Source organism: Wolbachia pipientis, assembly GCF_001752665.1.
Lineage (GTDB): Bacteria > Pseudomonadota > Alphaproteobacteria > Rickettsiales > Anaplasmataceae > Wolbachia > Wolbachia pipientis_A.
The window spans coordinates 19,575-32,207 of sequence record NZ_MJMG01000010.1 but is presented as its reverse complement, the minus strand read 5'-3'; the positions used below and the strand labels follow the sequence as shown (position 1 = coordinate 32,207).

General features: G+C 33.0%; 10 protein-coding genes and 1 tRNA gene. 6 read left to right on the top strand and 5 right to left on the bottom strand.

The features are described 5' to 3' along the window. Nucleotides 1-127: 127 nt before the first annotated feature. The 5 genes from BIY23_RS04320 to BIY23_RS04300 all read left to right on the top strand — a co-directional run bounded on the left by BIY23_RS04320 (nucleotide 128) and on the right by BIY23_RS04300 (nucleotide 6,886). On the top strand, nucleotides 128-1,189 hold the full coding sequence (locus tag BIY23_RS04320; protein WP_070065301.1) for a methyltransferase domain-containing protein: 1,062 nt from the start codon (nucleotides 128-130) through the stop codon (nucleotides 1,187-1,189). A 40-nt stretch (nucleotides 1,190-1,229) separates the two neighbouring features. Then, entirely contained in the window at nucleotides 1,230-3,014 is a 1,785-nt protein-coding gene (locus BIY23_RS04315) for a ribonucleoside-diphosphate reductase subunit alpha (protein WP_070065300.1), read from the top strand. Nucleotides 3,015-3,336: 322 nt separating this feature from the next. Further along, complete coding sequence (locus BIY23_RS04310) at nucleotides 3,337-4,602, top strand: APC family permease (protein ID WP_070065299.1); 1,266 nt, start codon at nucleotides 3,337-3,339, stop codon at nucleotides 4,600-4,602. Between the two features lie 52 nt (nucleotides 4,603-4,654). Next, complete coding sequence (gene guaA, locus BIY23_RS04305) at nucleotides 4,655-6,226, top strand: glutamine-hydrolyzing GMP synthase (RefSeq protein ID WP_070065298.1); 1,572 nt, start codon at nucleotides 4,655-4,657, stop codon at nucleotides 6,224-6,226. Nucleotides 6,227-6,298: 72 nt separating this feature from the next. Continuing rightward, a complete protein-coding gene (locus tag BIY23_RS04300) occupies nucleotides 6,299-6,886 on the top strand; it encodes a hypothetical protein (protein WP_070065297.1) in 588 nt (195 codons plus the stop codon). A 76-nt stretch (nucleotides 6,887-6,962) separates the two neighbouring features. Here the strand turns inward: BIY23_RS04300 and BIY23_RS04295 are convergent, their stop codons facing one another. The 4 genes from BIY23_RS04295 to trxA form a co-directional block, all read right to left on the bottom strand. After that, a complete protein-coding gene (locus tag BIY23_RS04295) occupies nucleotides 6,963-8,156 on the bottom strand; it encodes a pyridoxal phosphate-dependent aminotransferase (RefSeq protein ID WP_070065319.1) in 1,194 nt (397 codons plus the stop codon). Between the two features lie 140 nt (nucleotides 8,157-8,296). Continuing rightward, entirely contained in the window at nucleotides 8,297-10,711 is a 2,415-nt protein-coding gene (topA, locus tag BIY23_RS04290; protein ID WP_070065296.1) for a type I DNA topoisomerase, read from the bottom strand. Nucleotides 10,712-10,810: 99 nt separating this feature from the next. Beyond that, nucleotides 10,811-10,884, bottom strand: a tRNA-Ile gene (locus tag BIY23_RS04285). 5 nt (nucleotides 10,885-10,889) lie between these two features. After that, on the bottom strand, nucleotides 10,890-11,207 hold the full coding sequence (trxA, locus tag BIY23_RS04280) for a thioredoxin (protein WP_070065295.1): 318 nt from the start codon (nucleotides 11,205-11,207) through the stop codon (nucleotides 10,890-10,892). 74 nt (nucleotides 11,208-11,281) lie between these two features. Between trxA and BIY23_RS05295 the strand changes: the two genes are divergently transcribed. Further along, on the top strand, nucleotides 11,282-11,449 hold the full coding sequence (locus BIY23_RS05295) for a hypothetical protein (RefSeq protein ID WP_186820160.1): 168 nt from the start codon (nucleotides 11,282-11,284) through the stop codon (nucleotides 11,447-11,449). Nucleotides 11,450-11,668: 219 nt separating this feature from the next. On the opposite strand, the gene BIY23_RS04275 is transcribed toward BIY23_RS05295, so the two are convergent. Continuing rightward, nucleotides 11,669-12,523 carry a P44/Msp2 family outer membrane protein gene (locus BIY23_RS04275; protein ID WP_081326567.1) on the bottom strand — a complete coding sequence of 285 codons (855 nt, stop codon included), beginning with the start codon at nucleotides 12,521-12,523 and terminating at the stop codon, nucleotides 11,669-11,671. Nucleotides 12,524-12,633: the final 110 nt, after the last annotated feature.

Here is a 12,633-nt window from a genome sequence, read left to right as displayed (position 1 = left end):
TAGCAACAATAAATGTTATTTTATAAATCAAGTTATGTGATATAAAATAAGAAGCATATGAAAATATTTTGATAAACTTTTACTAAAAATTCAATAAAATGATCAAACAATCGGAGTGTTTAAGTATATGAAAAGCAGTATATCTTTTCTTGGCAGTATTATTTTTAGTTTTATACGTAAGGTAATCAGTTTATTTAACATAAGAAAAACCAAACACTTGATCACTAATCAATGTAGCTTCCTTAATAAAGAAATAAAAACATTCATAACAAAATCTAAAAATTTATTAAACACCAATATCGAAGTAGGACTATATCATTTCTACAAGGGCAATATATCAGATGCAAAACTACGATTCTGGTTAATGAGTATATTTTGTTCTCATTTACCAATAGTATGGTATAATATTGGTAGATGCCATTTTGCAGCAGGCAATACTCAAAAAGCCTATAACTATTTCATCAAGGCACTTAAATTAGATAACAATTATAAAGAAGCTTCTTATTATATAGATAAAATGACAGATCCATCTTTAATAAGAGAAGTACCTGAAAATCTTATAAAACAATATTTTGATTATACAGGCGAGTACTTTGTTGAACATTGGTTGATTGCTAAACAATATAGAGGCCATGAACTTATATGTACAACAATTTCAAAAATCTTTGGCGATGATTCTGTCTCTAAACTAAATATACTTGATTTGGGATGCGGTACTGGAATATGCGGTCATTGTCTGAGAATACATAACGTTGGAAATCATATCACTGGGATAGACATTTCAAATAGAATGTTAAATATCGCTAGGGGATGCTTTATAAAAGGCACACCAGTTTATAATGAGTTGATTCATGTAGAAATGACAGATTTCCTTAAACAAAAAAAAAGTCATTTATACGATGTAGTCATCTTTGCTGAAGTTTTACACTATTTGTATGACTTCCAACCAAAACTCGAACTAGCAAAAAAAGTACTAGATAAAAAAGGTGGTATAATCTGTTTAATAAGAAGAAAGGAAGGTGATGACGTTAACTTTATAAACAAAGGAGATTATTTTTGCCACTCAGAAAATTATGTTAAAGATGTTGCAAGAAAAATAGATATGCAGATAAGCTATATAAGTTACTGCAAAATATACGGCAGCCAAGTTGATGGCATTTTATTTGTATTACAGCACCAACAAAGTTAAAGCTGAAAATTTGTAAAGAATATTTAAAAGGGATTTCTTGATGGATAAAATTGCTATTAATCATAAAATAAATAATAAACTAACTGATTTTGGGAAAGCAGTTCTATTAGATAGGTATTTAATAGAAAATGAAACTTATCAAGATCTATTCATACGTATTTCCAATTACTATTCAAACGATCTAGAACATGCAAAGCGTCTTTATTACTATATGAGTAATTTATGGTTTATGCCTTCAACACCAATACTGAGTAATGGTGGTACAAATAGAGGATTACCTATTTCTTGTTTTCTCAATGAAACAGAGGATAATTTACAAGGAATAGTTGACTTGTGGAACGAAAACGTTTGGCTTGCAGCACGTGGAGGAGGTATTGGTAGCTATTGGGGAAATCTACGATCAATAGGAGAAAGTGTAAAAGGTAGCGGTAAAACATCTGGTATAATACCATTTATTGTAGTACAAAATGCTTTAACACTCGCAATTAGTCAAGGGTCTTTACGTAGAGGTAGCTCTGCAGTTTATTTGCCAGTATCTCATCCAGAAATAGAGGAGTTTTTGGACTTACGTAAGCCAACAGGTGGAGATCCGAACCGTAAGGCACTCAATATACACCATGCAGTTATACTATCAGATCAGTTTATGTATGCTGTGGAAAATGATAAAGAATGGCACTTAATAAGCCCTCGTGATAATAAAGTTATTTCAACTTTAAAAGCACGTGATATCTGGATAAAAATTTTAACAACAAGAATTGAAACTGGAGAGCCATATATCATCTTTATTGATGCAATAAATAAAAATAAACCAGAATCCTATAAAAGATTAAATCTGGACATCAAAATGTCAAATCTATGCAGTGAAATCACTTTAACAACAGGTTATGATCATAAAGGGGAATCACGTACAGCTGTATGCTGTTTGTCATCTTTAAATCTAGAATATTATGAAGAGTGGAAAAACAATGAATTGTTTATAGAAGACGTAATGTATTTTCTTGATAATGTCTTAGAGGATTTTATAAAAAAAGCACCAGATGAAATGCACCGTGCACAGTATTCAGCTATAAGAGAACGTAGTATAGGTCTCGGTCTTATGGGTTTCCATTCATTTTTACAAAGCAAGATGATTCCCTTTGAGTCCGTGATAGCAAAACAATGGAATAAGAAAATATTTAAGTACTTACGCGAACAAACTGATAATGTATCACGTAAGCTGGCACTTATCAGAGGAGCATGTCCAGATGCTATAGAAATTAATTTATCTGAGAGATTCACACATAAACTTGCAGTAGCTCCAACTGCTTCAATTTCTATAATAGCAGGTAACACATCACCAGGCATAGAACCATATGCTGCAAATGTGTTTACCCAAAAAACTTTGACAGGATCATTTGTTGTTAGAAATAAATTTTTACAAAAATTACTAGCAGAAAAAAATCAAGATAATGATAAAATATGGTCTTCAATCTCAACAAATGAAGGCTCTGTACAACACATAGATTTTCTCAATGAACATGAAAAGCTAGTATTTAAGACAGCTTATGAGCTTGATCAAAGATGGATTATAGAACATGCAAGCGACAGAACCCCTTATATTTGCCAATCCCAATCAGTAAATTTATTTTTGGCTGCAAATGTACACAAACGTTATCTACATAGAATACACATGCTCGCTTGGAAGAGTGGACTAAAAAGTCTCTATTACTGCAGATCTAAATCAATGCAAAGAGCTGATAAGGTTTCACATGACATATTAAAGAGAAGTGAAATACTGGTACAAGATACAGACATTGATTACAATGAATGCTTGTCATGCCAATAACATAAAGCCTCTTTATCTTAGCACTACCAGAGCACTACCAGAGCTTTTTTTCATATAACCCTATACTAATAGAGTAGAAACCATAAGTAACAGACCTTTTGCGAAACAGAAAATTATTGTAAAAGTGTAAAAAATGTGTCTTTTTGATAAAATTTTTCTTGTTTTAAAAGCTATCCAACTTAATAGTTTTTTGGACAACCACAGAAAATCTTCTGAGCATTAATTTCGCAAAAGGTTAATATATCTTTTTAAGACGTGATTTATTAAATCTTGAATCAGTCAAAATTATTAATATAATCACAGTATCTTTGATATAAGCAATATGTCGTGTAAAATTGGTTTCTGGGCAATTTTTGCCATGGTTATAAGTAGCCAAATAGGTTCTGGAATTTTTATGCTACCAGTAAGCCTTGCTCAATATGGTATCTACAGTTTAGTAAGTTGGGCTATTGCAGGTTTAGGTGCTATCTCATTAGCTTTAGTATTTGCTCTGCTCTGTGCAAAATTTCCGGAAACTGGTGGGCCACATGTGTACGTAAAACATGCTTTTGGTAATATAGCAGCTTTTTTTACAGGCTGGACATATTGGGTGATTTCTTGGATCAGTACAACGGCCGTAGTAGTTGCAAGTATTGGGTTTCTTGCACCACTTTTCCAAGGTGATATTCAAAGTATACGCCTATATCTAGAAATGTTATTACTGATAACCATTACATTGATAAACTTGAGAGGAGTAACAGTTGCAGGCTCTGTTGAGTTTGTATTAATGATTATTAAAGTTGTTGCATTAATATTAATACCAGCACTAGCACTATTCCATTTTAATATAAACAATTTTATTGTAAGTAATGAAATGTCAAATCTTTCCATTCCACAGATTCTGGCTCGTTCCACTCTTCTAACTTTATGGTGTTTTGTTGGGGTTGAATCAGCAACAGCACCTGCTGGATCAGTAGAAAATCCTACTAAAACAATTCCTAGGGCGATATTATTAGGCACGATATCTGTTGCTATTATATATTTTATTAATAGCTTATCTATTATGGGGTTAATAAATGGTAATGATCTTGTAAATTCAAAAGCACCATATGTTGATGCCATTAAAATTATGTTTCCAGGTAATACGCATTTAGCGATTTCTATTATCGCATTTATTGTTTGTACTGGTAGCTTAAATGCATGGGTTTTAGCAAGTGGACAAGTTGTAATGGGCCTTGCAGAAGATAAGCTTATGCCACAATTTTTTACCGAAAAAAACCAGTACAACTCCCCTTTGTGGGGGCTGATTATCAGTTCATTAGGCACTTTAATTTTAATTATCTGTACGTCTGGCAGTAGTTTTTCTAAGCAGATAACATTAATTATTGACTTTTCTGTTGTATCATTTTTATTTGTTTATTTAATTTGCAGTGTTGCCTTGCTTAAATTTAGCATACAAGAAAAAAACTGTTATAAATTACTAGTTAGTATAACATCTGCATTATTTTGTTGCTATATAATAGCAGGAACTCCTTACATTACCTTAATGATAGCTAGCTTATTTACAATTAGTGGTATACCCCTTTACTTATTTATTTTACGTTCCTGAGGCTCTCGCGATTTAGGGTTTGCTTATAGGGAGTTTTGTCGTATACTAATAGATGGAACATGAGTTATCAAAAATTGCCATTATAGATTTTGGCTCACAATTCACGCAACTTATCGCAAAACGTATTAGAGTTATGAATGTGTATTGTGAAATATTCCCTCAGAATACAGATTTTAAAACGGTAAAAGAATTTAATGGGTTTGTTTTTTCAGGAGGACCAGAGTCAGTTAATAATTCTGAAAGTGAATTAGCAGCAGAGATTATAAAGCTCAACGAAACGATGTCTGTGCCAATACTTGGAATATGTTATGGTAAACAATTAATTTGTCACTATTTTGGTGCACAAATCAAAACAAATTTTAACCGAGAATTCGGTAAGACAAAAATCAAGATATTAAAAGAGTCTCCTATAGTAAATGGGGTATGGGATATAGGTGCTGAAGTTGATGTGATGATGAGCCATTCAGATAGTGTTAATACAATACCAGAAGGTTTTACTCTTATTGCATCTGGGGTAATAAACCAAACAGTAGCAATAATAGTCAATGAATCACGCAAGATATATTGTACACAATTTCATCCCGAAGTGAAACATACAGAGAACGGTATAGGGTTACTTTCCAATTTTCTTGATATTGCTCACTGCAGTAGAAATTGGACTATGCAATCATTTATAGATGAACAAAAGCAAAAAATCCAAAACATGGTAGGCAATCAAAAGGTTATTGCTGCTGTAAGTGGAGGCATCGATTCATCTGTTGCAACAGCGTTAACTTATCAAGCTATTGGGCCACAGTTGAATTGTCTTTTTATTGACACAGGATTATTGAGTAATAGTCAAAAGCAAAACATTAATATGCTTCAAGAATTTCCGATATGCTATATAGATAGATCAAATTTGTTTTTAAGTAGGCTAAATGGAATTACTAGTCCAGAGCAAAAACGTAAAATTATAGGAAACACTTTTATAGAAATATTTGAAGAGGAAGCAAAGAAACTAGGAAATATAGGTTTCTTGATGCAGGGCACCATATACTCTGATGTTATTGAATCTGGTCATGCATCAAATAATGCTAGTACAGTAAAATCTCATCATAATGTTGGTGGATTACCAGAAAAAATGCAATTAAAGCTGATAGAGCCTTTATATTACTTGTTTAAAGACGAGGTACGTATTCTTGGAAAAGAAGTGGGTCTTGTGCATGAAATAATCTCTCAACATCCCTTTCCTGGCCCTGGATTAGCTATACGTATAATTGGTGAAGTTACAGAAGAAAAAGTGCATATATTACAAGAAGTTGAAGAAATTTATTCTAATACAATGAAAAACTATAATTTATATGATGAGATATGGCAGGCGTTTGCTGTATTATTACCAATCAAAACTGTAGGCATTATGGGTGACAAAAGAACCTATAAGTATGTTTGTGCTTTAAGAGCTGTAACATCTTCCGATGGAATGACAGCTGATGCATTTCCATTTGAAGATAAAAATAAGTATTCACTAGTATTTTGGGATTTCTTACAAAATGTCAGCAACATTATCATCAACAAAGTAACAGGAGTAAGCAGAGTAGTTTATGACATTACTTCAAAACCACCTGCAACTATTGAATGGGAATAAAAGGCTATTGTGTAAGAATGAAAAGCATATTATGCTGTCTACATGAATAATTAGATTACAGGAGAAAATAATATGCCAAAGTTAAGCTTATATGATAAAAGTGTTATAGGGATAGCTGCAGTCATAGCTATAGCGGTGGTGGTAGCAGCGGTAGCATTGATAATGGTACCTATTACAATTACAGCTTTATTACTAAGTGCTACAGCTTTATTGCCTGCTATCAAAGGTGGAATTATTATGGCTCTTTATGGTGGAATTTATGCGGCTTTTTATGTTAAGCATATTGATGCTAATCGAGAAAATCACTACTTAAATAATTTGAATAGACATGCGGTTTGTTTAGTAAGGTGTGCAAGTATGATTGGTGCAGGTGTTTGCATAGGTGCAATGGTAGGTGTTGGTATGAATACGGTAACAGGTCCAAGCTTAGTTGTAAGCTTAATGGGTGCTGGAATAGGTGTAACTACAAATTCAAGTTTATTATCAGTGTTTTTTGGAGCTATAATGTTTGTAACGGCTTGTATGATATCTAGCTGTATTTTTGGAGCTATAATGTTTGCAATGGCTTGTACAGTATCTAGCTGTATTATAGCACCTTGCACTAATTTTCTTATTAACAAAATACGTAATACTGAAATTACACTCTATCCTATCTTTTAGCGCGAACACTTTTCCCTTTAATTTTTTACCTTAAAAGGAGTTAAAAGGAGAAGCGTAAAATAATTGGTAAAAACTTCTAGCTTACCTCTTGGCAAGCTCTAATAACACTATTGCATCCTACTTCTAGTTGAGGGTAGGATGCAGCGTAAGAAATTCTTATAAAATCTTTCATACCAAATGCAGTACCTGGCACTACAGCAACTGAATGACTTGCGAGCAGATATTCAGTAAAATCTAAATCGTTGTATATAACCGTTCCAGCTTTCGTTTGCATACCTAGTAACCCCTCACATGAAATAAACATATAAAATGCACCTTGTGGAACGGAAAATGACAACCACGGAGCCTTACTAAGTTGCTCTACAACAAAATCTCTACGGCTTTTAAAAATTCTTGTTCTTTCTTGCAGAAAGCTATGGTCACCATTTAGTGCTTCAATTGCTGCAGCTTGTGCTATAGAATTTGGGTTAGATGTGCTTTGAGATTGTAACATAGAAATAGCTTCTATCGCACGTCTGTTACCAGCTATATACCCTATCCTCCAGCCTGTCATTGCATAAGCTTTTGATACTCCATTTACCACAAAAACTCTATCATAAAGTAAGGGTTCTACTTGTGCAATGGTAAAAAATTTAATATCATACACTATATGTTCATAAATATCATCTGTAACAATATTAACATGTGGATATTCAAGCAATACTTGAGCTATATTTTTTAATTCGTCATAAGTATATACAGTACCTGATGGATTATTAGGAGAATTTATAATCAACCATTTTGTTTTATCTGTAATATTTTGCTTAAGTAACTCGGGCGTAAGCTTAAAGTTTTCTATACATTCAATTACTACTGGTATACCTCCAAAAAGACTTACCATATCAACATAAGAAACCCAATACGGAGCTGGAATGATAATTTCATCTCCATAATCAACAGTTGCCATAAACAAATTAAATAGTACTTGCTTAGCACCTGCACCTACACAGATTTGATCAGGCTCATATTGCAAATCATTATCTCTTTTCAATTTTGAAATAATTGCTTCTTTTAGTTCATACGTGCCATCAACTGCTGTATATTTAGTTTTACCTTCATTAATTGCATGAATAGCTGCTTTTTTTATATGATCAGGAGTATCAAAATCTGGTTCTCCTGCAGCTAAAACACAAATTTTTTTCCCTGCTTTTCTTAACTTATTCGCTTTATCGGTAATAGCAATGGTAGCCGATGGCTTTATTAAGGAAATTCTCTCTGCAAAACGTAACATCATGTTATAAGCTTCAATTATACGTAAAAAAATACATGAAATCGAATTTTAGTACAACCTATATTTAAGTATAGACCTTTTGCGAAACAGAAAATTATTGCATTGTTAAAATTACTACATTAACAATACAACAGAATCCATTAACGAACTGCTTTGATGAATTCAATAGCTTTTTCTAAATCTATGTCACCATCATTATTTTTGCCTAAAGCAACAGTTATTTTTCCACATTTTATATAATACCCATACTTTCCATTGCAAATCAAAACTTCCTCTCCTTGTGAATCAAAACCAAGAGATTTATGTGCATTGCTTGCAATAATTTGCAAAGCTTCACTTAATTGTAGGTTCAATACCTCTTTATACGCTTTTTTCAGAGAAAAATATCTATTCTCATAAAAAATATAATACCCAAAACGACCAAGACCTACTTTTATCTCCTTTTCTGTGTCTGGGTGTTTTCCAATGACCTTTGGCAGAGAACCCAACTCAATGGCCATATTTAGATCAATATTATCAACATTTATATCTTTTGGTATAGCAACTGCCTTTTTCTTATTCGATATATTATCACTAAATTGCAAATAAAACCCATATGGCCCTTTTTTAACTAATACCTCCTGGCCAGTTGTGATATCTACTCCGAGACTTTTAGAATTATTGACTACTTCTCTAGTATATTGACAATCAGGATAATTGGAACATCCAAAAAACACATCTCCACGTCCGATGTTTAATTTTAATCTACCAGAAGAACAGTCTGGACACTCTTGTTCTGTGTCACCTGATGCACAAAAATAGTTAATGATTAAATCTTGCATTCCATTTACGATTTCATCGTACTGCATTTGCTTTACAGAATCAGCATTATCAGAAAACGGTAGCCAGAATCGACCTAGCACTTCTTTCCAATATGCATTTCCATTAGATATTAAATCAAGCTCCTCTTCCATGTGAGCTGTAAAATCATATTCTACATAATGGCTAAAAAATTTTTTTAAGAAAATAGTCACAATTTTACCACGGTTACTAGGAATAAATCTTTTGCTATCTAGCGTTACATAGTCCCTATCCTGCAATACTGAAATAATTACTGAATAGGTTGATGGACGACCTATACCAATTTCTTCCATTTTTTTTACAATGCTTGCTTCACTATAACGTGGAGGAGGCTGTGTGAAATGTTGCTTAGGGATAACTGTAATTAACTTGCATGTTTCTCCTTCCTGCATAAGAGGTAATAGATTACTTTCCTCAGATTCTGCATTGTCACGGTAAACTTTATAAAACCCATCAAATAATATGCTTGATCCACTAGCACGTAGAGTGATTTGCTGATCATATGACCCTATTTCAATAGACACCTGATTTAATAGAGCAGATTCCATTTGACTAGCAATAGTTCTTTTCCAGATTAACTCATACAGTTTCAGTTGTTCTTGTGTTAAATATTCAGCAATACTACTTGGTGTTCTATTAATACTAGTAGGACGAATTGCTTCATGTGCTTCCTGTGCGTTTTTAACTTTTTTTACATGCTGACGTGGAGATTGAGGTAGATATTTTTCACCATACAATGTTTTTATAGATTTTCTAATTGCGCTAATTGCCTCATCTGCAATGTAAAATCCATCTGTACGCATGTAAGTAATTAACCCAACTGTTTCTCCACCAAGGTTTATACCTTCATACAGATTTTGTGCTATGCGCATAACGTTCTTCACACTAAAATGTAACCTATTTACTGCATCTTGCTGCAAGCTTGAGGTAATAAATGGTGGAAGAGGATTTCTTTTGACTTGCTTACTTTCTACTGAATTGATCTTATACTCTCTTGATTTAACCTGTTCAACTAGAGCTTTTGCATTTTCTTCATTATTAATATCAAATTTTTCCAATTTCTTATTTTGATAATGACTAAGTGATGCAAAAAATGTTTCATTTTTATTATTTTGGAGCTCTGTATTAATGCTCCAATATTCTTGTTGCAGAAATTTTTTGATCTCAAATTCACGTTCACATATTAGCCTTAATGCAACAGATTGTACACGCCCTGCAGATTTGCTACCTGGTAATTTTTTCCATAGCACAGGTGACAAGGTAAATCCTACTAGATAATCCAAAGCTCTACGTGCTTGTTGTGCATTTACTAAATCCATATTTATTTTACGTGGATTCTTTATTGCTTCTTTTACTGCATTCTTTGTTATTTCATTAAAAACTATCCTATAAATATTACTCTCGTTATTAATTATTTTTTTTTCCTTTAAAATCTCTACTACATGCCAAGCTATTGCTTCTCCTTCTCTATCTGGATCTGTAGCCAGATAGATATCTGATTCTTTATTTGCAGCTTTCACCAATTCTTTGATATATTTTTCTGCTTTTTCAATAACCACATATTTTATAGCAAAGTCATTATTTGGATCTACCGAACCATTTTTTGCTGGTAGATCTCTTACATGTCCAAAAGATGCAACTACCTTGAATTTATTATCCAAGTACTTATTTATCGTTTTTGCCTTTGCGGGTGATTCAACTACTAATAATGCCATAATCTTCTTCTAGTTACTTCAATCAAAAAGAATATGGTAAGAAATATACAATGAAAAGTAAAAAAATGCTTAAGATCTGTTCATTCATACATAAAAAAGTGGGACTGGTAGGACTCGAACCTACGACCAATTCGTTATGAGCGAACTGCTCTAACCACCTGAGCTACAGTCCCATATTTTACGCACTTATTGTATCATCAACCCAGGACAGCAAATCCTCGATAAATCCTGTATGTCGTGCAATTTCTTTACCACCTTTAAACATAATCAAAGTTGGTATTGACTGGATTCCATATTTGCTTGGTATTTCAGTACCATCTTCTACATTAAACTTACATACTTTAATTTTATCTTCCCTATCCTTAGCTAAACTCTCAATTTTTGGCATCAAAGTTTTACATGGCCTACACCATTCTGCCCAAAAATCCACTAATGTAAAGCCGACGTAATTGATAACTTCAGAATCAAAATTTTGATCGTTTACTATTCTACTCATAAAAACGTTTCCTGTACTATTATCATAAACTATAATTAATTAATAGGTAATTATCAACTATAATCTCAAGTACAATGAGTTTAATGTGGAGTAATGAAAATATGGCAACACAAGATTTAACCATAGCGACACTTGCAGAACAGTTAAATTATGAAGACTTACAGAACAGCTCTAATCGTATTTATGCAACTAGTGGACGTGTCGCATATATCGACGACTTGCCAAGAATAATATTGTTATAAATGACAGTAAAATTAGCAACGTTTTACTCAAAAATTATGTGAACGTTTGGTTCTAAAGTATAAGAACAACATAGAAAATTATCGCCAGTATATGGAAGCAGTTTTCAGGGAAATGTTTGAGCACGCTCAAGCACCAGTGCCAGCGTTACCCATGCTAGAAGAATTAATTACCAGTACGTGGGTATGAAAATAAATGTATTTGGGATACTGTGTGACACTTTAATTATGTAAACGAATAACAAGTCCCGCTTCCATACCATGTGTACCAAAAAAACTATGAGATAAAATAGTTGGGTTATCAACTTTTTGCTGCTGTGAAGGTGGCGACTCACCATCCACACCACTGTCCGAAGCTCGTCTATAAGTTTCAAATTTACTACTATTTCCCATAACATGAAAATACCTGTACCCAATATGTAGGTCTGTATCTTGGGTTATGCGGTAATTCAGCCCGACTTTTATTTGACCAGCAGGCCTTAATGATGATTTCTCATACATTTTTATCATTGTGCCACCAAGTCCACAGCCTGCATAAAGGCAAAAAGAAAAGCTTTTAATTTTCCAATAACAGTGGTAATTCACTATTACAGATACATTTTCTATACGATCATTATTTATTGTTACTCCATAGATTTGATTATCACTACTGCCTTTGTATCTTAAAATAAGGGCACCATTATTTAAATTGATATTAGTTGTTTTTACTAATGAATACATGCCTTCTAGTTCAAGAATGTGACCACGTATACGACCACCAAGCGCGATGTGTGCAGCAAATGGTGGAGTATAACTTGTTTGATATTTAGCTAATGGCTGACTTTCCATATTCTGTACTAATTTGTTTTTTAAAGTTGCATCATTAATAATGTTGCCCTCATGTCCTTTTATCTCAGGCAAACTTATAGTATTAAAAAACTGCCCATAATATCCATACTTAAAGTAAGGTTCTGTAACGATGTAACGTCCTTTAATGTCATGTCCTTTAATGTCACGTCCTTGTTCCCCACAAGCACAAAAACAAGCATGTGTAAATATAAGTGGAATCAGAGCTCCTAGTACCTTTATTTCCATCATATTATCCAGTTATTGTAATTGAGTTAGTTATAACCACTTTATTAGCATAAGTAAACACGGATGAATCTCGTAAATACATTAAGTAGTATAGCGAGATCATGGCATAGTTA